Annotated in this window: 20 protein-coding genes; 8 read left to right on the top strand and 12 right to left on the bottom strand. The window is 63.0% G+C overall.

Annotation, left to right across the window (positions count from 1 at the left end; all coding sequences use genetic code 11):
* Window positions 1-16: 16 nt before the first annotated feature.
* From E8F20_RS04205 to E8F20_RS04230, 6 genes are all read right to left on the bottom strand, one after another.
* Window positions 17-799: an enoyl-CoA hydratase-related protein gene (locus E8F20_RS04205; protein ID WP_280282580.1), complete on the bottom strand. Its 783-nt coding sequence runs from the start codon at window positions 797-799 to the stop codon at window positions 17-19.
* Between the two features lie 357 nt (window positions 800-1,156).
* On the bottom strand, window positions 1,157-2,554 hold the full coding sequence (locus E8F20_RS04210; RefSeq protein ID WP_280282581.1) for an amino acid permease: 1,398 nt from the start codon (window positions 2,552-2,554) through the stop codon (window positions 1,157-1,159).
* Window positions 2,555-2,735: 181 nt separating this feature from the next.
* Window positions 2,736-4,982: an ATP-binding protein gene (locus tag E8F20_RS04215; RefSeq protein WP_280282582.1), complete on the bottom strand. Its 2,247-nt coding sequence runs from the start codon at window positions 4,980-4,982 to the stop codon at window positions 2,736-2,738.
* Window positions 4,979-5,752: a transporter substrate-binding domain-containing protein gene (locus E8F20_RS04220; protein WP_280282583.1), complete on the bottom strand. Its 774-nt coding sequence runs from the start codon at window positions 5,750-5,752 to the stop codon at window positions 4,979-4,981. The genes E8F20_RS04215 and E8F20_RS04220 overlap by 4 nt, the downstream gene beginning before the upstream one ends.
* Before the next feature lie 4 nt (window positions 5,753-5,756).
* On the bottom strand, window positions 5,757-6,476 hold the full coding sequence (locus tag E8F20_RS04225; protein WP_028626501.1) for a response regulator: 720 nt from the start codon (window positions 6,474-6,476) through the stop codon (window positions 5,757-5,759).
* A 78-nt stretch (window positions 6,477-6,554) separates the two neighbouring features.
* Entirely contained in the window at window positions 6,555-7,205 is a 651-nt protein-coding gene (locus E8F20_RS04230; protein ID WP_028626500.1) for a TetR family transcriptional regulator C-terminal domain-containing protein, read from the bottom strand.
* A 308-nt stretch (window positions 7,206-7,513) separates the two neighbouring features.
* Here E8F20_RS04230 and E8F20_RS04235 point away from each other — a divergent pair, with 308 nt between their 5' ends.
* The 4 genes from E8F20_RS04235 (at window position 7,514) to E8F20_RS04250 (ending at window position 11,465) form a co-directional block, all read left to right on the top strand.
* Window positions 7,514-8,608, top strand: coding sequence for a polyamine ABC transporter substrate-binding protein (locus E8F20_RS04235; RefSeq protein WP_280282584.1), 1,095 nt, complete (start codon window positions 7,514-7,516; stop codon window positions 8,606-8,608).
* 31 nt (window positions 8,609-8,639) lie between these two features.
* Entirely contained in the window at window positions 8,640-10,058 is a 1,419-nt protein-coding gene (locus tag E8F20_RS04240; protein ID WP_280282585.1) for an aminotransferase, read from the top strand.
* A gap of 43 nt (window positions 10,059-10,101) precedes the next feature.
* Window positions 10,102-10,953 (top strand): LuxR C-terminal-related transcriptional regulator, encoded by an 852-nt coding sequence (locus E8F20_RS04245; protein WP_280282586.1) that lies wholly within the window; start codon window positions 10,102-10,104, stop codon window positions 10,951-10,953.
* An 86-nt stretch (window positions 10,954-11,039) separates the two neighbouring features.
* On the top strand, window positions 11,040-11,465 hold the full coding sequence (locus tag E8F20_RS04250) for an organic hydroperoxide resistance protein (protein ID WP_120649894.1): 426 nt from the start codon (window positions 11,040-11,042) through the stop codon (window positions 11,463-11,465).
* 110 nt (window positions 11,466-11,575) lie between these two features.
* On the opposite strand, the gene cheR is transcribed toward E8F20_RS04250, so the two are convergent.
* Window positions 11,576-12,403 carry a protein-glutamate O-methyltransferase CheR gene (gene cheR, locus E8F20_RS04255; RefSeq protein WP_280282587.1) on the bottom strand — a complete coding sequence of 276 codons (828 nt, stop codon included), beginning with the start codon at window positions 12,401-12,403 and terminating at the stop codon, window positions 11,576-11,578.
* A gap of 45 nt (window positions 12,404-12,448) precedes the next feature.
* The gene (locus tag E8F20_RS04260) at window positions 12,449-13,381 is read right to left on the bottom strand and encodes a chemotaxis protein CheV (protein WP_028626494.1); all 933 of its coding nucleotides are present in this window, start codon (window positions 13,379-13,381) and stop codon (window positions 12,449-12,451) included.
* A gap of 76 nt (window positions 13,382-13,457) precedes the next feature.
* On the opposite strand from E8F20_RS04260, the gene flgA reads away from it, so the two are divergent.
* The 4 genes from flgA (at window position 13,458) to E8F20_RS04280 (ending at window position 16,042) form a co-directional block, all read left to right on the top strand.
* Window positions 13,458-14,219 (top strand): flagellar basal body P-ring formation chaperone FlgA, encoded by a 762-nt coding sequence (flgA, locus tag E8F20_RS04265; RefSeq protein WP_280282588.1) that lies wholly within the window; start codon window positions 13,458-13,460, stop codon window positions 14,217-14,219.
* Window positions 14,220-14,348: 129 nt separating this feature from the next.
* On the top strand, window positions 14,349-14,687 hold the full coding sequence (gene flgM / locus E8F20_RS04270) for a flagellar biosynthesis anti-sigma factor FlgM (protein WP_280282589.1): 339 nt from the start codon (window positions 14,349-14,351) through the stop codon (window positions 14,685-14,687).
* A 47-nt stretch (window positions 14,688-14,734) separates the two neighbouring features.
* Window positions 14,735-15,202 carry a flagellar protein FlgN gene (locus E8F20_RS04275; RefSeq protein WP_280282590.1) on the top strand — a complete coding sequence of 156 codons (468 nt, stop codon included), beginning with the start codon at window positions 14,735-14,737 and terminating at the stop codon, window positions 15,200-15,202.
* A 90-nt stretch (window positions 15,203-15,292) separates the two neighbouring features.
* Entirely contained in the window at window positions 15,293-16,042 is a 750-nt protein-coding gene (locus E8F20_RS04280) for a flagellar brake protein (RefSeq protein ID WP_280282591.1), read from the top strand.
* Between the two features lie 68 nt (window positions 16,043-16,110).
* Here the strand turns inward: E8F20_RS04280 and E8F20_RS04285 are convergent, their stop codons facing one another.
* From E8F20_RS04285 to E8F20_RS04300, 4 genes are all read right to left on the bottom strand, one after another.
* On the bottom strand, window positions 16,111-16,731 hold the full coding sequence (locus E8F20_RS04285; protein WP_280282592.1) for a TIGR04282 family arsenosugar biosynthesis glycosyltransferase: 621 nt from the start codon (window positions 16,729-16,731) through the stop codon (window positions 16,111-16,113).
* A 99-nt stretch (window positions 16,732-16,830) separates the two neighbouring features.
* Window positions 16,831-18,168, bottom strand: a complete 1,338-nt coding sequence (locus E8F20_RS04290) for an MFS transporter (RefSeq protein ID WP_280282593.1) — start codon at window positions 18,166-18,168, stop codon at window positions 16,831-16,833.
* Between the two features lie 60 nt (window positions 18,169-18,228).
* Window positions 18,229-19,470 (bottom strand): glutamine synthetase family protein, encoded by a 1,242-nt coding sequence (locus E8F20_RS04295; protein ID WP_280282598.1) that lies wholly within the window; start codon window positions 19,468-19,470, stop codon window positions 18,229-18,231.
* Between the two features lie 274 nt (window positions 19,471-19,744).
* The coding region (locus E8F20_RS04300; RefSeq protein ID WP_280282594.1) for a calcium-binding protein at window positions 19,745-21,228 on the bottom strand (1,484 nt) is incomplete at its 5' end.

Here is a 21,228-nt window from a genome sequence, read left to right on the forward strand (position 1 = left end):
TGGCGGATTCGGCGCATCAGCGGCCGGTGAATTGGGGAGCGCGCTTTTCGGCAACGGCGCGCAAGGCTTCAGCCGCATCCTCGCTGCGACCGCAAAGCAGACCGGCGGCCAACTCGGCCTCCAGTTGCTGGGCCAGATTGCGGCTGGCGCCGTCGCGAATCAGCGCCTTGGTCTGGGTGAACGCAAAGGTCGGGCCGGCTGCCAGGCGAGAGGCCAGTTCACCTGCGACTTCTTGAAGTCGCTCGTCGGCGCAAACTTCGCCCACCAGGCCAACGGCCAGGGCACGCTCGGCGCCCCAGAGCTCGTCGAGGAACAGCAGGCGTTTGGCCTGCTCGGCACCGATCAGGCGCGGCAGATGCCAACTGGCGCCCGCGTCGGGTGAATAGGCCATGCCGGTGTAGCCGGCCTTGAAGCGGGCCGAAGCAGCGGCGATACGGAAGTCGCAGCACAGGGTCAGGTCCATCCCCGCACCGACGGCCGTGCCGTTGATGGCGGCAATGGTGGGCTTGGCCAGACCGTGGAGGCGAGTCATCAGCGCGTGGGCGGTTTCAGTCCAGCCGTAGGTTTCCAGAGCGCCACGGGCATCGGCTTCAGCCCACTCGGCAAGGTCCGCGCCCGCGCAGAAACTGCGCCCCGCCCCGCTCAGTACCACTACGCGTACGGCCGGATCAGCCTCGTGCGAATCCAGAAGCGCATGCAGGGATTTCAGGGTGGGTATATCCAGCGCGTTGCGCTGTTGCGGGCGATTCAGGGTGATCCGGGCGATGCCGGCTTCGACCTGGCTGAGCAGGGTAGTCATGGGAGCCCTCGTCTTGTTGTCTTTGCTAGTGAGGTTGGGAAGTTGCAGCGATCCTAAACGAGTGTTCAGGAAGCCGGCAATCCTGCCCAAATGGGGTATGTAACGGAGGAACACCCTCTCTATCAGATTGTTTTTAAAAGGTTTTTCAAAACAAGACAGAAGCCGAGCCGAAGAGTTGTTACATCTTCGAACAACTCGAAACCCGGATTCCTGGGGAGGCAGACTGCCCGTGATGCAGGTGGGAGGTGGTGCGAGGTCAGGAATCCTCACCCAGCCCGCTCCCCAAGGGGGAGCGGGCGTTGTTGGTGTTTTCCTGTGGGTGCCGACGTAATCGCGAATCAGGCAGGCACCGGACCATCAGGCGGCGGGCGCAATCACCGTGCTGCGCTGGCGCTTGTACTGCAGGACGTAGTACGCCGCGTAGCAGACCCCGATGAAGCCGAAGCCCCAATAGAGCGACGGGCGCTGGGTCGGGTCCATGGCCAGAAAGATGAACAGCGAACTGCACAACAGGATGCAGGCCAGCGGAATCAGCGGGAACAAGGGGGCGGCGTACTTGAGGTCCCGCACCGTGCCACCTGACTTGTACAGCTCACGGCGGAAGCGGTATTGGGCCAGGGCGATGACGATCCAGGTCACGGTGCCGGCCATGCCGCTGATGGCCATCAGCACCATGAACAGGGTGTCGGCGGCGATGAAGCTGGTCAACAGAGAAACCAGGGCGAAACAGAGGGTGACGGACAGCGCATTGAGCGGCACACCTCGCTTGCTGAGCCGGGCCAAGCCACGCGGCGCCATGCCGGTCTTGGACATTGCCCAGAGGATGCGGGTGGAGGCGTAGAGACCGGAGTTACCGACCGAGAGAATGGCGGTGAGGATGACGAAGTTCATCAAATCGGCGGCGAAGGGAATGCCGACCATATCGAACACTTGGACGAAGGGGCTTTCCATCAGCCCGGCCTCCTGCCAGGGCACGATGGCCGAGAGCACGACAATGGCCAGCACGTAGAAGATCAGTACGCGGAACACCACATTGCGCACGGCGCGGGGAATGCTCTTTTCCGGCTGGTCGGTTTCGCCGGCTGCCACGCCCATGATTTCGCAGCCCTGGAAGGCGTAGACCACCGCCATCATCACAGCGAACACAGCGGAAATGCCGTTGGGGAACAGGCTGTCGCCGATCAGGTTGGAGAACATGGGGGCCGGCTCGCCGCTGGCCAGCGGCAGGCCGCCGAAGATGGCGAGCAGACCAACGACGATGAAACCGAGGATGGCCGCAACCTTGATTCCGGAGAACCAGTACTCGGCTTCACCGAAGGCACGAGTGGCCAGGGCGTTCAGGGAGAAGAGCACGGCCACGAAGAGCGCCGACCAGTACCAGATGGGGACATCCGGGAACCAGCGCGTCATCAGCATGCCAGCGGCGGTGAACTCCAGGCCAACGGTGGTGGCCCAGCTCATCCAGTAGACCCAGCCGATCATGAACCCGGTTCCCGGCCCGATGTAACGGGTGGCGTGGGCCTGGAAGGAACCGGAAACCGGCATCTGCACCGACAGTTCGCCCAGGCAGACCATCACCAGATACATGAGAACACCAGCCACCAGGTAGGCCAGCACGGCGCCAGCCGGACCTCCCTGGTTGATGGTGACGCCCGAGCCCATGAACAGGCCGGTGCCGATCACGCCGCCCAGCGACAGCATGAAGATGTGACGGCTTTTCAGCGCGCGGGTGAGCTGGATGCGTTCTTCAGACATGCAGCACCTCCAGGTGGAGGCGACGACGGGAGAGGCGGGCTTTGCGGGTCATTATTCTTGTCTCCAATAGGCCACGGGGACCGCGTTGGACGCGGTTCAGACCGATTATTGGAACGACTTGTAAGACGCCGTTGAATACCGGGATCGAAGTTGTAAAAAGTCGTAAGGAATTTGTTCGATTTCAGCCGGCCGACTGCAACACCCCATCCAGGGCCAGAGTGGAGCGCGATAACAGCGCTTCCAGGTTCGGCTTGAGTGCCGGCAAGGCCGTGCCGTCGCCGGCCAGGGCGATCGCCTCCAATTGCCGCAAGCAGGCTGCCAGGGCGCGCAAACCCAGGGACTCGCTGCTGCCAGCCAGACGGTGGGCGAGGTGCCCGACTTCGGCGCAGTCCTGTGCGACCAGGGCGTCGAGCAAATCGTCCCGATGCTCGTCGAGCATGCGCCGCAGCAGGTCCAGCAGCCCCTGGAGCTTCTGCTCGCCGAGCAGGCTGCGATGGGTGTCGAGCAATCGTCCATCCAGCAGTTCGGCATCAACCTCCTCCGCCGGCCGCAGCGCCTGTCCGGCCAAAGCACGGCGCAAGTCGTCGAGTTTCAGCGGCTTCGCCAGAGCGCCCTGCATGCCGGCGTCCAGGCAACTGCGCACCAGCGCAGGTTGCTGGCTGGCCGTAAACGCGAGGATGCGGGTATCACGGTTGACGCCCTCCTCATCGCGTCGAATCAACCGACACAACTCGGTGCCCGCCATGCCCGGCAAGTGCAGGTCCAGCAGGATCAGGTCGAAGCGCCGCTGCCGACAAAGCATCAGGGCCGGCGCAGCATCTTCCGCCAGGGTGACGCGGTGACCGTCGCGCTCCAGCAATCCACTCACCACTTCGCGGTTGAGGGCCACGTCCTCCACCACCAACACGTCCAACGCGGGACTGAGCGGTGCGACGGTCATTTCGCTGGGTTGTCCTTGCGCGGCCCGCAAGGTCAGCTCGAACCAGAAACAACTGCCCTCGCCTTCCCGACTGTCCACGCCGATTCGCCCGTCCATCAGCTCCACCAGCCGCTTGCTGATGGCCAGGCCCAGGCCGGTGCCGCCATAGCGCTGGGCGACGGTCTCGCTGGCCTGGGTGAAGCGCTCGAAGATTTTCGCCTGCATGTCCGGGGCAATGCCGATGCCGTCATCCGTGACGCTGATGCGCAGGCGCTGCGCGCCCTCGAGACCCTCGAGCTGCCGGACCTCCACGAGCACCTCTCCTTCCTCGGTGAACTTCACCGCGTTCGCCAACAGGTTACACAGCACCTGACGCAAGAACTGCTCGGCGCCATGACACTGAGTCGCCACGTGCGCATCGATGCGCGAGCGCAGGATGGTGCCGTTGGCACTGGCCTTGGGTTCCAGCAGGGTCAGCACCTGGTCGAGCAGCGCCGCCAAGGAGAAGTCGACCAGCTCGGGGCGGCCTTCGCCCTCCTCCAGTCGCGCGAAATAAAGTACTTCGTTGAGTATTGCCAGCAGGCCTTCGGCGGCCTTGTGCAAAGCCTCCAGGCGCTTGCAGTCGCGCTCGCCCAGGGCCGCGCCGCGCAGCAGTTCTGCCATGCCCAGGATGCCGTTGAGCGGCGTGCGGATTTCATGGCTCATGGTGGCAAGGAAGCGAGACTTGGCGAGATTGGCCGCCTCGGCTTCCTCCTTGGCTCGCTGGAGGCTGGCGGTGCGCCGCTCCACCAGCCCCTGCAGTGCGGCGCGGTCATCTTCGCGACGCCGGATGTCATCGAGGATGGCGCGACGCATGTCGTCCAGGGCCTGGGCGACCGTGTCAATCTCGTCGGCGCCGCGCCCGGCCCGGCGATCCAGGCGCAGCGCTTCGTACCAGTCACCAGCACCGATGCGTCGAGCGAAGTCAGCCATTACCCGCAAGTGGCGGGTGACGAGGCGGTGAAACAGAAACGACAGCGCCACCGCCAGGCCACAGAGGAACGTCCCCATCCAGAGCAAGCTGGTCAGGCCGGTGGCATACAGGCGCTGATAAACGGCGCCGAGGTCGATGGCGACTTCCAGTTCTCCAAGCTGGCGACGCTCGCCACTGGGCGGTTGGTAGGACAGCGGAAAGCGCTCGCGGCGAAGCGGTCCGGCGAGTGCGCTGGCGCCCTCCTGCAAGTCGAAGTCACTGCTGGTCAGGCGTACCAAGGCTATATCGGGAAAGTCCGCCAGACCGCGCAGCTGCATTTTCAGTTGTTCCTGGTTGAGGTCCCAGAGGCTGCGTTCGAAGCTCGCCAGATAGCCGACACGGATCAGCTCCAGGCGTGCTTCGATATCACGCATCTCGCGGCGATACTCCAGGTGCAGTTGCACGGCACTGGCCACCAGCGTGAAACAAAGACTGAACAACAGGATGAACAGCAGGAGCCGGCGCAACAGGCCATTGGTGGGTTTCAGTTCGGTCATCGACGCGGCTCCGGCTGGGCGATCATGTCGCGGTAGGTGGCTTCGCTCTCCGCCAGCCAGCGCTCGATATCGCCGCGGTCGGTCAGGCGTTGCAGCTCGCGGTCGATGTCCGGCATGCGCCCGGCCAGGGGCGAATGCCGCGATACGCCAAGGCGCAAATGGTCCACAGCCAGGGTCATGGGAAGTGCGCGGATGTCACCACCTCCCGGCAAATGTTCGATGTACAGCAGGCCCGTGCGCCGCTCATGGGGGATGAAGTCGATGCGGCCACGAATCAGCTTGCCGAAGTTCTGCTGGCTATCGGAAACCCATTCGATGTTGCCGACACGGGCCACGGTCTGGTCGAAGGCTTCGCCGTAGCTTTCACCAAAAAGCAGGCCGCCACGATAACGGGCAAGGTCTTCCAGCGTGTCTACCTGAAGCGGGCGCCGAGTGTTGTAGAAGACTGCAACCTCCTCGCGCAGGACCGGCACGTTGGCGAATAGCAGGTCGCTGTCACGCTGTGGCGTGCGGTAGGCCAGCACCACATCCACTCGCCCCTGGGCGGCGTCCAGCAGGCAACGTTTCCAGTTGCCCAGTACAACCATCTCCACGTCCAGGCCGAGGTTAGTAAACACGGCCTTGACCACAGTCGGTGCCAGGCCCCGTACCTGCTTACCGTCGCTCCAGGAGATGGGCGGGTAGACCGGATAATCGCAGTAACGCACCGCAGGCGCGGCCTGGGCGGCGCCACAGAGCAGCAGGAAGGCCAGCAGCCAGAAACGCAGCATGGGCTCAGGCAGCGCTGGCCGTGGCGGTGAACAGGTAGCCCGCGCCGTGGATGGTGATGATCAATTGGGGTTCGGCCGGGTCGTCGCGCAACTTGCGACGCAGGCGGCCAACCAGCACGTCGATGGAGCGGTCGTTGGGCAACCACTCGCGGTTGCGGATCTGGTCCATCAATTGGTCGCGGCTGAGGGTGTGCCCGGCGTTGCGCAGGAAGACGCTGAGTAGCTGGAACTCACCGTGGGTGAGCAGGGTTTCACTGCCATCCTGATCGATCAGGCGGCGCCGGTCGCTGTCCAGCCTCCAATCGGAGAAGCGTTTCAATTGGCCATTGGCCGGCGCGGCGGGCTGCTGGGCATGGCGTACACGGCGTACCAGGTTCTTGGCGCGAGACACCAGCTCGCGGGGGTTCAGGGGTTTGACGACGTAATCGTCCGCGCCGCACTCCAGGCCAACGATACGGTCGACTTCGTCATTGCGGCCAGTGATCAGGATGATGCCGACCTCGGAGCGCACCCGCAGTTCGCGGGTGAGGGTCAGGCCATCCTTTCCGGGCAGTCGGATGTCCAGCATCACCAGGTCAACCGGCGCTTCCGCCAGGCAGGCTTCCGCCTGTTCGGCCGTGCTGGCGCAACGCACCTGATAGCCCTCCTGGGCCAGGTAGGACTGGAGCAGTTCACGAATCAGCGGATCGTCGTCGACGATCAGCACACTGGGAGCCATTGCAATTGTCCTCCGCCTCCGCGTTCAGGCGGGGCGTTCTTATTGTTGGAGGTGGCTGGAGGTTATCGCCAGTTGAACGACCGATCAACAGACCCCGACGGGCCGCAGAAACCGCTGTACGCCACCGGCCTGGAGGCCGTCCACCCAGGCCTCGCAGATCAGAACGCCCTGCTCCGGCGTGAAGGTTTGCGGATTCAGCCCGGACTCCAGCCAGAGGCCGTCGAGCAGCGCACTCAGGCTGATGGCCGCCAATTCCGCATCGAATCCCTGCCAGCGCTCCTCTATCGCCAGTTCGCTGAGCGACTTGGCGAGGATGGCGCGGTACTCGCCATAGGACTGATCATGGGCTGAGTTGATGGCCTGGGCGGTCTTCACCGCGCCCCAGAAGGCCAGCCAGGCCTCCAGCAGTTGCGGGTCCAGCAACTCCGCGGAAAAGGATGCCCGAAAGAACGCCGACAGCCGTGCTCGCGGACTGGGTTGGGCTTCGTCGATGGCATCACGGAGCAGCTTCATCACCCGCCCGGTCACGGCCAGGTACGCCTCGGCGACCAGTTCGTCCTTACCGGCGTAGTGGTGGTTGATCAGCCCTACGGAGACCCCGGCCTCGGCGCAGATCTTGCGAATCGACGCGCCCTGGAAGCCATGCCGTTTCAGGCAGGTGAGGGTCGCTTCGATCAGGTGGGCCTTGCGCAACTCGGGGTCCAGACGGGAGTAGCGCACATCCTGGGTCGTCATGCCGAAAGCTCCTGTGGTGATACGGCGAATCTGAAGGCTATGTCTGCGTTAGCTGTTGCTAGACGGCAACCGGTGAACCTGGACGCCTGTAGGAGCCAGCTTGCTGGCGAAAATGTCCGCGTTCGCTAGCAAGCTAGCTCCTACAAGGGATTCCGGGACCTTCAACACTTTACGCAGACATAGCCAATCTGAACGACTGTACAGGAGGAAGTGAATTGCACCTACCCGTTCGGGTTATGGCTGCATCCTGGCAACCGGCGGAGAGTAGCCCCAGGTGACCCGATAACGACAATACAGGCGGAACCGACATGCGCAAGACACTGGTTGCAGCACTTGGCACGACCCTCATCCTGTTGCCGGCCCTGAGCCCAGCGAACGATGGCAATACCCTGCGTCTATACAACTGGTCGGATTACATCGGCGAGCACACCCTCGCCGAGTTCGAGAAAGCCACCGGCATCAGGGTGGTCTACGACACCTTCGATTCCTACGAAACGGTCCAGGGCAAGCTGCTACCGGGTCGCTCCGGCTACGACCTGGTGGTGCTCAACGCCGCCCTGGTGCCACCACTGCTCAAGGCGGGGGTCTTCCAGCCGCTGGACAAGGGCCGCCTGCCGAGCTGGAGCAACCTGGACCCGCAAGTCCTGGCCAGCCTGGAACACTTCGATCCGGGCGTGACCTACTCGGCGCCCTACACCTGGGGCAGCAACGGCATCACCTACAACGTGGACATGATCAAGGCGCGCATGCCCGATGCGCCCATTGGCTCCCTGGCGATGATCTTCGACCCCGAGGTGGTGTCGCGCTTCGCCGATTGCGGGGTGACCCTGATCGACTCGCCCACGGATGTTCTACCGCTCGCCCTGGCCTACCTCGGTCGCGACCCTAACAGCGCGGAGCCCGACGACCTCAAGGCCGCCCAGGACCTGCTGATGAAGGTGCGCCCCTATATCCGCAAGTTCGACTCCATGAGCTACCTCAACGGCCTAGCCAACGGCGACCAGTGCATCGCCATGACCTGGTCCGGCGACTACGCCACGGCCCAGGCCCGCGCCACCGAGGCTGGCGCCAAGGTGAAGCTGGACTACTTCATACCCAAGGAAGGCTCGCTGATCTGGTTCGATGACTTCTACATCCCCAAGGACGCGCCCCATGTGGAGAACGCCCATCGGTTCATCGAATACATGCTGCAGCCCAAGGTGATCGCCCAGGTCACCAACTACATCCGTTATGCCAACAGCAATGAGGCCGCCACCCCGCTGGTAGCCGCCGAGGTGCGCAACGACCCGGCGATCTACCCCGACGACGCGACCCGCGCCCGGCTCTTCACCCAGAAACCGCAGCCGCCCAAGGCCATGCGCCTGATCACCCGCACCTGGAATGCGGTCAAGACCGGCAAGTGATTTGAACTGCCCTGTATCAGAGGTAAAGAACATGAACACCCCAAACGCCGACTTTTTCGCCCAGTTCGACAATGAGCGCCTGGTGGCCGCCGACAAGGCGCACTACATGCACGGCTATCACGTCTTCGACGACCACCGGGAGAATGGTGCGTTGAACATCGCCGCTGGCGACGGCGCCTATATCTTCGACACGGCCGGCAATCGCTACCTGGACGCCGTGGGCGGCATGTGGTGCACCAACATCGGCCTGGGCCGCGAGGAAATGGCCGAGGCCATCGCCGACCAGGTGCGCCGCCTGGCCTACTCAAATCCCTTCTGCGACATGGCCAACGTCACTGCCATCGAGCTTTGCGAAAAGCTCGCCGAACTGGCGCCCGGTGATCTCAACCACGTGTTCCTCACCACAGGTGGCTCCACTGCTGTGGATACCGCCTACCGTCTGGTGCAGTACTACCAGAATTGCCGTGGGTTGCCGGCGAAGAAGCACGTCATCACCCGGATCAACGCTTACCACGGCTCCACCTACCTGACCATGTCCCTGGGCGGCAAGGCAGCGGACCGGCCGGCGGAGTTCGATTTCCTCAAGGATCGCATCCACCACATTTCCTGCCCCAATCCCTACCGCGCCCCAGAGGGCATGGACGAAGCGCAGTTCCTGGATTTCCTGGTGAACGAGTTCGAGGACAAGATCCTCACCCTGGGCGCAGATCGGGTGGCGGCGTTCTTTGCCGAGCCGATCATGGGTTCGGGCGGTGTGATCATTCCGCCGGCCGGCTACCACAAGCGCATGTGGGAGGTCTGCCAACGCCACGACGTGCTCTATGTCTCGGACGAGGTGGTGACCTCCTTTGGCCGACTCGGCGCCTTCTTCGCCTCGGAGGATGTGTTCGGCGTGATACCGGACATCATCACCACGGCCAAGGGCCTGACCTCCGGTTACCTGCCGCTGGGTGCCTGCATCTTCTCCGACCGCATTTGGCAGGTGATCGGCGAACCGGGCAAGGGCCGTTGCTTCAGCCATGGGTTCACCTACAGCGGGCACCCGGTGAGTTGCGTCAGCGCGCTGAAGAACATCGAGATCATCCAGCGGGAAAACCTGCTGGCCCAGGTGAACGAAGTGGGCGCTTACCTGGAGGAGCGACTGCAAAGCCTGGCCGACCTGCCGCTGGTGGGCAGCGTGCGGTGCCAGAAACTGATGGCCTGCGTCGAGTTCGTCGCCGACAAGGCCAGCAAGACGCTGTTCCCCGATGAGCTGAACATCGGCGAGCAGATCCACCTGCGGGCACAGAAGCGCGGCCTGCTGGTACGACCGATCGTGCATCTGAACGTGATGTCGCCGCCACTGACCATCACCCGCGCCCAGGTCGACGAAATTGTCGAGACGCTGCGCGAAGCCATCCTGGAAACCGCTGCCGACCTGCAGCGCAGCGGTGACTATGCGGGCCGATGACGGCGTTTTGCAGCGGCCGGATGGCGCCAGTAGACTGCCGGGCATGACTGACAGCACTGCGCCCCAAACCCCGACCCTCGCCACCCTGCATGCCTGGCATGCAGGGTTGGCGCAGGCCATGCTCAATGTCGGCGAACCGACGTTCTGCGAACGCCTGGCCGACGCGCTGGCCAGCCTGGTGCCCATCGAGTCGATACTGCTCGGGCTGGAATGCAAGGGCCTGCCACCTCGCCCGCTCTACCAGCGTGGTATCCCGACGGAGTACCGCGAGGCGCTGATCGAGCGTTACTACGCCCGTGGCTACATGCTCGACCCCTTCTGCCTGGCCCTTGAGAATGGATTGGCGGAAGGCTTCTATCACCTCTCGGAAATCGCCCCGGACGACTTCTTCAACAGCGAGTACTACCGCACCTACTACCTCAAGTGCGGCTCGGTGGAAGACGCCCATTTCATCGTCGACCTCGGCGGCCAACGCAAGGTCTCCCTCTGCGTCTACCAGGGCCGCAGCGGTGCATGCTTCAGCAGCGCCGAACTGGACTTGCTGCGAGCCGCAGAACCCCTGGTACGCGAGCTGCTCCGCCAGTTCGACGAGCGCGGCGGCCTGGCCCGCAGCCTGGATGGCCGAAGCCCAGAGCCGTTGCATAGCCCCATGCCCGCCGCGTTCAACCAGCAGATTCGTGCCGCATTCATGAACTTCGGCAGCGACCGCCTGACCGAGCGCGAACGGGAAATCGCCCACCTGCTGCTGCGCGGCCACTCGGCCAAGTCCAGCGCCAAGGTGCTGGAGATATCCCCGGAAACGGTACGCATGCACCGCAAGAATCTCTACACCAAGCTGGAGATCGGCTCCCAGGCAGAGCTGTTCGCCCTGTTCATTGACTGGCTGACCAGTTGAAAGACTGCCTTCAGTCAGACGGATGTGAGCAGGTCGAATCCTTTGACTAGGCTTGCTGGTCTCTGCCACCAATCCGGAGACCTCTCATGCCCATCGAGAAAGCCCTGTATACCGCCCACGCCGAAGCCTACGGCGGCCGTGAAGGCCGCGCCGTGTCCTCTGACGGCGTGCTGGATGTGAAACTGACCACGCCCAAGGAACTGGGCGGCCCCGGCGGTGACGGCACCAATCCCGAGCAATTGTTCGCCGCCGGCTATTCGGCATGCTTTCTCGGCGCCATCAAGTTCGTTGCCGGCAAGGAAAAGATCACCCTGAGCGAGGACACCTATATAGAAGGAGCGGTGGGGATCGGCACCTTGCCCACTGGCTTCGGCATCGAGGTCGAACTGAAGATCTCCCTGCCCGGGCTGGACAAGCAGGCGGCAAAGGAACTGGTGGACAAGGCGCATATCGTTTGCCCGTACTCCAACGCAACGCGCGGGAACATCAACGTGACGCTGACCCTGGTGTGAGCCCTGTAGCCCGGATGGAATCCGGGAAAGTCCTGCGCATCATCCCCGGATTGCATCCGGGCTACGTCAGCGGTGTACAAACGAAGAGGGAGGCCATTGGCCTCCCTCGTTCATTTCACTTTGTAGATAATCCCCGGGCTGCACTGGACCATCTGGTAGTGGTCCGGCAAACCGTTGAGCGCCTCGGAGGCGCCGAGGAACAGATAGCCGCCGGGCTTCAGGGTGGCATGGATGCGGGTGAGGATGTCCTTCTTCACGTCTGCGGAGAAGTAAATCAGCACGTTACGACAGAAGACGATGTCGAACTTGCCCAGCGCCGCATAGCTGTCCAGCAGGTTCAGCGGGCGGAAATCCACGCGGCTGCGAATGGCCGGCTTCACCACCCAGCGCCCCGGCCCCTTCGGGTCGAAGTAGCGGGTCAGGCGCTCCTGCGACAGGCCACGGCCCATGGCCAGGCTGTCATATTCCCCCGCCTTGCAGGCGGCAAGCATGGAGCTGGACAGGTCGGTGGCGACGATGCGCGCACCCGCCTTGAGCTGGCCAAGGTTGACTTTCTCGAACTCGTCGATCGCCATGGAAATGGAGAAAGGTTCCTGCCCCGACGAGCTGGCCGCCGACCAGATTCGCAGTGGCTGGTTCGGATTGGCTTTGATCAGCTCGGGCAACACCCGGCTTTTCAGCACCTCGAAGGGATAGGTATCTCGAAACCAGAGGGTTTCGTTGGTCGTCATGGCATCGATGACCTGTTCACGCAGGCCGCCGCGGGAGAAGCCCTGGATGCGCTGGGTCAGTTCACCCAGGGTCTTGATGCCATTCTGCTCCATCAGCTTGTTCAGCCGGCTGGAAACCAGATACTGCTTGTTGCTGCCCAGCAGAATGCCGCAGGTCTTTTCCAGGAACACCCGGAACTGCTCGAACTCAACATTACCTGAAGACACTAAGGGCGCCTCACGAATCTATTTCCATGTCAGGGGGCCGAGTCATCAGCCCCCATCCGTAACCTTGATGCGTTCTACTACCCGTGCCGCCAGGTCGTCCGGCTTGAACTTGGCGAGGAAATCGTCCGCCCCCACCTTCTTCACCATCGCCTGGTTAAACACACCGGAAAGCGAAGTATGCAGGAGGATATGCAGTTTCTGCATGCGCGGATCGTTGCGGATTTCGGCCGTCAGGGTGTAGCCGTCCATCTCCGGCATCTCGATGTCGGAAACGATCATCAGCAGTTCCTGATCCGGTGCCTTGCCCTCCTCCACCATTTCACGCAGGTAGTTGTAGGCCTGGCGCCCGTCGTTCAGGGCCTTGACCTCGACGCCGACGGTTTCCAGGCAGCGGACCACCTGCTTGCGCGCAACAGAGGAGTCGTCGACGATCAGGACCCGCTTGCTGACGGCCTTGCTCTGGGTCTCGATGTCGATCACGCCTTCGGACACCACCTCGGAGGTAGGGGCCACTTCGGCGAGGATCTTCTCGACGTCGATGATTTCCACCAACTGCTTGTCGACCCGGGTAACCGCCGTCAGGTAGTGATCGCGCCCGGTTCCCTTGGGTGGCGGATGGATCTCCTCCCAGTTCATGTTGACGATGCGCTCCACCGAGCGCACCAGGAAACCCTGCACCTTGGTGTTGTATTCCGTGATGATGACGAAGCTGTTCTTCAGGTCATCCAGGCCCCTGCGCCCGGTCGCCATGGACAGGTCGAGAATCGGAATGGTACCCCCACGAATATTGGCGACCCCGCGTACCACCGGGCTGGACTTGGGCATCAGGGTGAGGCGGGGGCACTGCAGCACCTCCTTCACCTTGAACACGTTGATCCCGTAGAGCTGCGATCCGTCGAGACGGAACAGCAACAGTTCCAGGCGGTTCTGCCCAACCAGTTGGGTACGCTGGTTAACCGAATCCAAAACTCCGGCCATGACCAGACTCCTATTACAAGCCATTGAACGCCCGCTTCAGACTAGCGGGCGGCACGAGCCTTGCTTCTCAGTTTGCATGAACGCTATGACGACGCTTTTCCGACACCTGATGGCAAAACGCCGCAAATCGCTTGCGGCTGTTTTACCCGCTTTGTGCTGTCTCGGCTACAGTCCGGCGTCGAGTGCAACGGTGACGTCGCCTGAGGTGCTTATCGGCACGGCCGAGGGCTTTCTTGAGTATGCCGTCGAAGAATATCTGCAACGGAGCAATATCCAGGGTCGCAGCGAAATCCAGGTCAACCGCCTCGATCCGCGGCTGCGCCTCGCGGAGTGCGACAAGGATTTGACGAGCCAGCTGGAAAGCCCGGCACAGCCGCTGGGGCGCGTCACCGTTCGAATCCGCTGTGACGGCAGTTCGCCCTGGACCGTGTTCGTACCGGCTCAGGTGAAGCTGTATCGCGATGTGGTTGTCGTCACCCGGCCGTTGCGCCGTGGAGCACCCATCGGGCCTCAGGATGTGACGGTGGCTGAGCGCGACGTGGGTACCCTGAACCAGGGATTCCTGAGCGATCCGGGACAGATCGTCGGCCAGAAGACCACCCGCACCCTGCTCCCCGACCAGGTACTGGCACCGCTTCACCTGCAGCAGGCCGAGGTGGTGAGCAAGGGCGATCAGGTGGTGATCAGCGCCCAAAGTCCGGCAATCAATGTCCGGATGCCCGGCGAGGCGCTGGCCAACGGTGCGCCGGGCGAGCAGATCCGGGTTCGCAACCTGAGTTCCGGCCGTGTGATCAGGGCACGCGTCAAGCGCCCGGGCCAGGTCGAAGTGGACATGTAGGCATGATACCGCTGGCGCCAAAGTGGGCTGATTTCCTAAACTCAACCAGCACTGAAGAATTTTCTAAAGTTATCCCGGACAGGGCCGATAAAACGGTAAGCGTCCAACTAGCGTCCGAGGTTCAGCATCATGGTTATCGACTTCAACCGGCTCAATAACGGCCCCACGCCCGCAAACACGGGGCGTACCGGCAGCACCCAGGCCGGCAAGAGCGAAACCGTCACCAGCGGCCAGACTGCATCGACCCAGAATACCGGCGAGCAGGCTCCAGCTGCCAAGAGCGGCGAATCCGTGCAACTGAGCAGCGAAGCTCAGGTGTTGCAGAAAGCCGGCGAAAAACTGCGCGACCTGCCCGAGGTGGACAAGGAGCGTGTGGAAAAACTCAAGCAGGCCATTGCCGACGGCTCTTACCAGGTCGACAGCAAGCGCGTGGCCAGCAAGCTGCTGAACTTCGAATCCCAGCGCTAGTCCACGGGCAGCGCTGGGGAACTTGGACGCTAGGCCCCAGAGCGCGTATGCACGACACCAACCTGCTTCAACTGTTCACCGACGATATCGGCCACGCCCAACGCTTGCTTGAGCTGATGGACGAAGAATTCCAGGCCATAGGCGAGCGCGATCTCACCCGCCTCGAAAAGCTGCTTGCCGACAAGCAGCCTCTTCTCGCCCAGCTCGACCAGCATGGCCGCCAACGCAGCCAGTTGTTGGCCAACCTTCAACTCAGCGCTGACCGCGCCGGACTGCAGAAACTCGCCGAGTCCTCTCCCCTGGGCGAGGACCTGCTCGATCGCAGTGACGAGCTGGGCGAGCTACTGGAGCGCTGCAAGGCATCCAACGAGCGCAATGGCCGCCTGATCCGCGCCAACCGGGCATCAGTCAGCAGCATGCTCGGCATCCTCCGCGGCGGCGAAACGCCTAGCCTCTATGACAGCCGAGGGGCTGCCGCTAGAATCGGCCAGCAGCGCCCGCTCAGTCAGGCCTGACAAGACACTACAAGAAAAGCACAAAGACATAGAGGCACGATGCCACTACTCTTTGCGTGACCTGCTTTTGCGTTTGGAGAGACCTGGACCGTGTCCAACCCATTCCACGAAGAGAACGGCCCACAGCCCCCAAAAGTGCTCAAGGCACCGGTAGAAATCCTGGCCAACCTTCGTCTGCTGCAGCAACACCACGATCCGCTGATCATCACCTTCCATGACCGTAACCAGCGCTTCCAAAGCTATCTGGTGGACGTTGACCGCGACCGCGGCCTGATCGCCCTGGATGAACTGATCCCGAACGACGGCGAACGCTTCCTGAAGAACGGCGAGACCTTCCGGGTCGAAAGCTTCCATGAGGGCGTGCGAATCGCCTGGGAGACGCAGCAACCCGCCACCGTCGGCGAGTTCGAGGGTGACCGCTGCTACTGGTGCGCCCTGCCCGATGAAGTGACCTACCACCAGCGCCGCAACGCTTTCCGCGCGCCCCTCAAGCAGAGCCAACTGGTTCCCGTCGAGTTGGACGGCGACAAGATGTCGTCACCGGTCAAGGGTGTGATGCTGGATATCTCGGCCACCGGATGCAAGCTTCGCTTCGAAGGCGACCTGAATGGCCGTCTGCAACCCGGCCAGGTCTATGAGCGTTTCAGCGCGAAGATGCCGATAGGCCCGGTCACCACCCCAGTCGAGCTGCGCCACCTGCATTTCGACGAGAAGCTCGGCGTGAGTTTCGTTGGAATACGTTTCCACAAGATGAGCGGCCTGGTGCAGCGCAATGTCGAGCGCTTCGTCTACCAGCTGCAGCGCGAAGCCCGGCGGTTCGAGAAAGACGAACTCTTCTAGCGATCGATCAGGCATGCTCGGCGGCCAGGTCTCTGCCCCTGGCCAGCTTCAATCGCTTCCGCTCCCGCTCAGGCAACCCCGAGCTTGAATCCCAACCGGCCCAGGCGCGGCAGATGTTCAGGGCTGTCCAACACCCAGAGCGAAGGCAACAGTCCGTGCTGCCAATCCAGCTCCTGCAGGCGCTCACAGGTCAAGGCCAGCACCTGGTCACTGCCCCAAGGCATCGCTTCGAACAGGCGCGGATCAATGCGGCGAAGGCCAAGCAGCACATAGCGTCCGTCCTCGGTCGGACCTAGCACCGCATGATATTGATCCAGTGCCTCGCAGGCAGCTGAAAGGTAATCGGCATCCAGCATCGGGCAATGCTGGCCGATAAGCACCACTGCATCGTTCTCGGAGAGGCCCAGGGCAGCGATACGTCGCATTCGCTCCCCCAGATCACCGACCGGCTGGCCCACCACCATCCAGTCATTGTCCTCGGCCAGGGCTTCCAGGGCCTCGTCCGGGCCATCCTCGATCCAGAAGATCCGCTCACTGAAGCCCATGGGCGGAAGATTGAGAACGCGTGCCACCAGTTGCCTGTGCAACCGGCTCACCCCCTCTTCCCCCAACTCCGGAACCAGTCGGGGATGGAGCTGGCCAGCCTGCGGGGCGCTGGCCAGCAGATGCAGGGAGATGCTCAACGTCATGACCAGGTCCTCCTTGAAGTCCCGAGGCAGGCCTCGGGCTTGAAGCTCAGGTAGCCACACTGGTCAATAATTGGGCAAAAACAATATGGCGTTGGGCCACTATTTTTCGGGCTGAGGTTGCGCGGACGTGCCGTCGGTTGGCTCCGTTGGCTCCGTTGGCGGCGGGGGTATATCCCCGTTCTGCATCTGGTCGTGTACAGCCTTCTCGTCGACCCGTGGGTCCAGGGCCGCCACCAAGGGCGAACTGATCATGTTGTCCGGGGTCGGCACATGGTGCAGCGGAGCCTCGTCAACCCGGTGTAGCCCGGTAACGGCATCCGGTCGTACCCGCAACACCAGAACCGTGGCGCAGAAGCAGACGAATGCATAGAGCATGTTGGGCCCCAATTGCTTCATCAGCGCGCCAGTCAACAGCGGGCCGATGCTTGCCCCCACACCGAAGGTGATCAGCAACATCGCCGTCAGCGACACTCGCCGCTCGGCTTCTATATGGTCGTTGGAGAACGCCACCGCGAGCGGGTACAGGCTGAACTGCAGCAGGCAGACCAGGAAACCTACCGGGAACAACACCTCGAGGGGCGCCGTCGGCATGATCGCCAGGGGCAAGGCAGACACTGCGAGCAAGGCCGCCGTGCTGCGAATCAGCACCGCGCGATCATGACGGTCCGACAGCCAACCCAGCGGCCACTGCACGAGGAGCCCGGCCAGGATGCAGCTCCCCATGAACAGGCCGACCTGGTCGATAGGCAAGCCCTGGGCCGTGGCGTAGAGCGGCGCCAGACCGTAGAAAGAACCGATAACCAAACCGGAAACCAGCACGGTGGTCATGGATTGCGGCACTCGCTTGATGAAAAAGCGCGGCTCCAGCGGTGCCGGATGCAGAGGCGCCGGGTGCAGCTTGCGGGTCAGCGCCACCGGCACCAGGCACAGGGCAAAGCACATGGCCACCAGCATCAGCAATTCCGGCCCTAGGCCAGGGTGCAGGACCAGCACCAGTTGCCCCAATACCAGGCCGAGGTAGGACGCCACCATGTAGCCGGCAAAAACCTGGCCACGCTGGCTCGCATCGGCCTGCTCGGTGAGCCAGCTCTCGATCACCATGTACTGGCACATCATTCCCAGGCCCACCAGCATCCGCATGAACAGCCAGGCCGGCAGGAGGTCGATCAGACCGTGCCCAAGTACGGCCGCCGTCACCACCCCGGCACAGGCCACGTAGGCGCGGATATGCCCGACCCGCGCGATCAGCCGATGCCCCAGCTTGCCGCCGAGGATCAGCCCGAAATAGTTGGCCGCCATCAAGGCGCCGACCCAGAGCCCGTCCACCTTGTCCGCGGCCAGGCGCAGACCCAGGTAGGTACTGAGCAGGCCGGAGCCGATCAGCATGAGCAAGGTGGCGAAATACAGTGCGCGAAACGACTTCCAGATCCGATGCATCGGCGCTCCAGGCGGCTCCATGTACAGGGAGGGCCGACCGCTCGGACGGCCCTTGGGCGATCAGACCTGAGAGGCGAGGATGCGCCGTTCCCAAGGCGTGATCTCATCGAAGAAGCTGCTGAGCTCCATCGTCTTTGTAGCAATGTAGCCTTCGATGAACTCCTTGCCGAACAGTTCACGCGCCAGATCGCTGCGATTCAGACGCTCGATCGCAGCATGCAGGGTACAGGGCAGCAACAATTCGTCCGGTGCCTCGAACTCGCCCTGGATAGGCGCGCTTGGCTGCAGCTGCTGCTCCATCCCGTAGAGCCCGGCTGCCAGGCTGGCGGCAATGGCCAAATAGGGGTTGGCATCTGCGCCGGGCAAGCGGTTCTCCACCCTTCTGGCCACCGGCGCACTGGCTGGAATACGCAGGCCCGCCGCCCGGTTGTCGTGGGACCAACAAGCATTGTTGGGCGACGCATAAGGGTGGCAAAGCCGCTGGTAGGAATTCACGTTCGGCGCGAAGAGCGCGGTGAAATCGGCCATGGCCGCCTGCTGGCCACCGATGAAGTGGGCAAAGGCCGCGGTGGGCTCGCCCTGGGTATCGCTGAAGATGTTCGCCTCATCGTCGAGCGTCACCACACTCTGATGGATATGCATCGAACTGCCCGGCGTGTGCGCCAATGGCTTGGCCATGCAGACCACCTGGATGCCGTGCTTGAGCGCGACCTCCTTGAGCAGATGCTTGAACAGGAAGGTCTGGTCCGCGAGCAGCAGCGGGTCGCCATGGAGGAAGTTGATCTCGAACTGGCTGACGCCCATCTCGTGCATGAAGGTATCGCGGGGCATGCCGAAAGCCTCCATGCCGCGATAGACCTCCTCGAAGAACGGCCTCAGGCCATTGTTGGAGGACACGCTGAAAGCCGAACAGCCGATCTCACGGCGTCCGTCCAGCCCGAGTGGCGGCTGGAAAGCCTCCGTCGGATTCGGGTTGGGCGCGAAGACAAAGAACTCCAGCTCGGTGGCGACCACGGGCTTCCAGCCGTGTTCGGCATAGCGCTCCACCACCTTGCGCAGCAGCCCCCGCGTGGACAACCCCGAAGGCCGGCCGTCCAGCTCCTGGGCATCGCAGATCGCCAAGGCGCGTGGCCGATCGGCCCAGGGCAGGCAATGGATCTGGCTAGGCTCCGCGACCAGGGCCAGATCGCCGTCGTCGCTGCCATAGAAACGGGCCGGCGGGTAACCGCCCATGATGCACTGCAGGAGCACACCCCGCGCCAGCTGCAAACGGCGCCCGGAGAGGAAGCCCTCCCCCGTCATCACCTTGCCCCGCATCACCCCGTTCAGGTCAGGGGTGACGCACTCGATCTCTTCTACGCCGACCAGTCGCTCGGCGAACGGGCTGCGGACTTTGGTAGTCATGGTTATTGTCCTTGTGCACTACAGCCGCTCTGGATGGCGGCTTGTACAAAATACGCACCGGCTGTTCGAAATATCAAGCGGGGCGAAAGGCAATTTCTCCGGACATGAAAAAGGGGTGAAGCACCAGGTGCTTCACCCCTTTTCGGTTACCGCTGACTCGCTGGTTGCCTCCTCATCCGAGGATGAAGTCCGCCTGGGTAACATTGGCACTGGTCACGCCCACTAAGGTAATGCTGTCAGCGCCGATGGTGACTTGGGTATCCGCGCCCACGCCGGCGATCACCACACTGCCTGCGAAGTTCGCCGCGGTGATCCCCAGGTCCACTACATGCAAGCGGTCCTGGCCACCCGCCGGGTTGGCGTCGAAGTCCAGAATCTGGTCCTGGCCGAAACCAGCACCGAACTGGAATACGTCGTTGCCGCCACCACCGCTCAGCACATCGTTACCCGTGCCACCGGCAATACTGTTGGCCAGGGCGTTGCCCGTGCCGTTGAACGGCCCCACGCCAGCGTAACGCAGGTGTTCGACATTCGCCGCCAAGGTGTAGGTCGACAACGAGGTCCACACCACATCATTGCCCCCACCTGCCAGCTCGATCACCACGTCTCCCGCGCTGTCAACGCCGTACAGGTCGTCCCCGGCGCCGCCCACCATCCAGTCGTTGCCTACCCCACCATGGAGACCGTCGTTACCCACGCCGGCGGCCAGCACGTCGTTGCCTCCCGCCCCTATGAGCACATCATTGCCCACTCCACCTTCGATGTTGTTGGCCAGGGCATTGCCCGTAGCGTTGAACGACCCCGTACCGGCGTAGCGCAGGAACTCGACGTTCTCCGGCATGGTGTAGGTCGACAACGAGGTCCACACGACGTCATTGCCTTCGCCGGTGGTCTCGACCACCACGTCTCCAGCGCTGTCGACGCCGTACAGGTCGTCTCCGGCGCCGCCCACCATCCGGTCGTTGCCTACCCCACCATGGAGACCATCATTACCCGCACCACCGGCCAACGTGTCATTGCCACCGCCACCGATGAGCACGTCATTACCCACGCTACCCGCGATGTCGTTGGCCAGGGCGTTACCCGTACCAGTGAACGGGCCCGTACCGGCGTAGCGCAGGAACTCGACGTTCGCCGGCAAGGTGTAGGTGGACAACGAGGTCCACACGACATCATTACCGCCGCCAGCAGTCTCGGTCACAACATCCCCGACGCTGTCAACGCCATACAGATCATCTCCAGCCCCCCCCGCCATCTGGTCGTTGCCAGCGCCGCCATGGAGGGCATCGTTACCCGCACCACCGTTCAGGACATCGTTGCCCGCACCGCCGCTCAGGAAATCATTCCCCGCACCGGCATTAAGTGTGTCGTCACCACCACCGCCATTCATCACATCGTCACCCGCCGTACCGGTCAGGATGTTGTTCCCGCCATCGCCGTTGAACGTCCCGCCGATAACGGCGGTCGCCGCCGACGCAGCCTGGTTGGCAAAGCCCTGGTCATCCGTGAAGCTCGCCACCACCCGCAGCATCAACCCAACCTGCAATGCGCCGGGGGTGAAGTTTGCCGACGTGGCACCGCCGATGTTGGTCCAGGTCGTGCCGTTGGCGGAGGACTGCCACTGGAAGCTGAACACCGAGGTGGTGGTGCCGTCCG

Source organism: Pseudomonas sp. BN415 (assembly GCF_029871195.1).
Classification (GTDB): Bacteria; Pseudomonadota; Gammaproteobacteria; order Pseudomonadales; family Pseudomonadaceae; genus Metapseudomonas; species Metapseudomonas resinovorans.

Excerpts from the sequence above, each read along its gene's own strand:
- E8F20_RS04210 (WP_280282581.1), bottom strand. The coding sequence starts at position 2,554 with ATGTCTGAAGAACGCATCCAGCTCACCCGCGCGCTGAAAAGCCGTCAC.
- E8F20_RS04245 (WP_280282586.1), top strand. The coding sequence starts at position 10,102 with ATGACTGACAGCACTGCGCCCCAAACCCCGACCCTCGCCACCCTGCAT.
- flgA (WP_280282588.1), top strand. The coding sequence starts at position 13,458 with ATGAACGCTATGACGACGCTTTTCCGACACCTGATGGCAAAACGCCGC.
- E8F20_RS04260 (WP_028626494.1), bottom strand. The coding sequence starts at position 13,381 with ATGGCCGGAGTTTTGGATTCGGTTAACCAGCGTACCCAACTGGTTGGG.
- E8F20_RS04275 (WP_280282590.1), top strand. The coding sequence starts at position 14,735 with ATGCACGACACCAACCTGCTTCAACTGTTCACCGACGATATCGGCCAC.
- E8F20_RS04220 (WP_280282583.1), bottom strand. The coding sequence starts at position 5,752 with ATGCTGCGTTTCTGGCTGCTGGCCTTCCTGCTGCTCTGTGGCGCCGCC.
- E8F20_RS04215 (WP_280282582.1), bottom strand. The coding sequence starts at position 4,982 with ATGACCGAACTGAAACCCACCAATGGCCTGTTGCGCCGGCTCCTGCTG.
- E8F20_RS04295 (WP_280282598.1), bottom strand. The coding sequence starts at position 19,470 with ATGACGGGGGAGGGCTTCCTCTCCGGGCGCCGTTTGCAGCTGGCGCGG.
- flgM (WP_280282589.1), top strand. The coding sequence starts at position 14,349 with ATGGTTATCGACTTCAACCGGCTCAATAACGGCCCCACGCCCGCAAAC.
- E8F20_RS04290 (WP_280282593.1), bottom strand. The coding sequence starts at position 18,168 with ATGCATCGGATCTGGAAGTCGTTTCGCGCACTGTATTTCGCCACCTTG.
- E8F20_RS04205 (WP_280282580.1), bottom strand. The coding sequence starts at position 799 with ATGACTACCCTGCTCAGCCAGGTCGAAGCCGGCATCGCCCGGATCACC.
- E8F20_RS04250 (WP_120649894.1), top strand. The coding sequence starts at position 11,040 with ATGCCCATCGAGAAAGCCCTGTATACCGCCCACGCCGAAGCCTACGGC.
- E8F20_RS04235 (WP_280282584.1), top strand. The coding sequence starts at position 7,514 with ATGCGCAAGACACTGGTTGCAGCACTTGGCACGACCCTCATCCTGTTG.
- E8F20_RS04285 (WP_280282592.1), bottom strand. The coding sequence starts at position 16,731 with ATGACGTTGAGCATCTCCCTGCATCTGCTGGCCAGCGCCCCGCAGGCT.
- E8F20_RS04240 (WP_280282585.1), top strand. The coding sequence starts at position 8,640 with ATGAACACCCCAAACGCCGACTTTTTCGCCCAGTTCGACAATGAGCGC.
- E8F20_RS04230 (WP_028626500.1), bottom strand. The coding sequence starts at position 7,205 with ATGACGACCCAGGATGTGCGCTACTCCCGTCTGGACCCCGAGTTGCGC.